The organism is Aquisphaera insulae (genome assembly GCF_011064615.1).
Lineage (GTDB): Bacteria > Planctomycetota > Planctomycetia > Isosphaerales > Isosphaeraceae > Aquisphaera > Aquisphaera insulae.
This window is the reverse complement of the sequence record NZ_JAALJH010000292.1, coordinates 1-300: the sequence shown is the minus strand read 5'-3', so window position 1 is coordinate 300 and position 300 is coordinate 1. Positions and strand designations below refer to the sequence as shown.

Here is a 300-nt window from a genome sequence, read left to right as displayed (position 1 = left end):
AAGGTCGTGCCGGCGTCCGACGGCTCCGGGATCATCTACGAGACGGACGGCGGGACCGGCCTTTGGTACGTCACGAACAGCTCCGGCGGCACGGGCGGCGTATCGCCGATGGGCCTGACGATCGTGACATTCACCGACCCTGTCGGCGACTTCTCCTCGGTCGTGAAGAACACCAACGGCACCTACACCCGCACCCTGACCGACGGCACGGTGTACAATTTCAATTCGTCCGGGTTGCAGACGAGCGTCGTGGACCGCAACGGGCTCACGACGACGTATGCCTATTCGGGGAATTTGCTC

1 pseudogene is annotated in these 300 nt (G+C 63.3%); it reads left to right on the top strand.

The window, feature by feature from the left end:
* Positions 1-300, top strand: a pseudogene (locus tag G6O54_RS37185) (hypothetical protein); the annotation flags it as partial.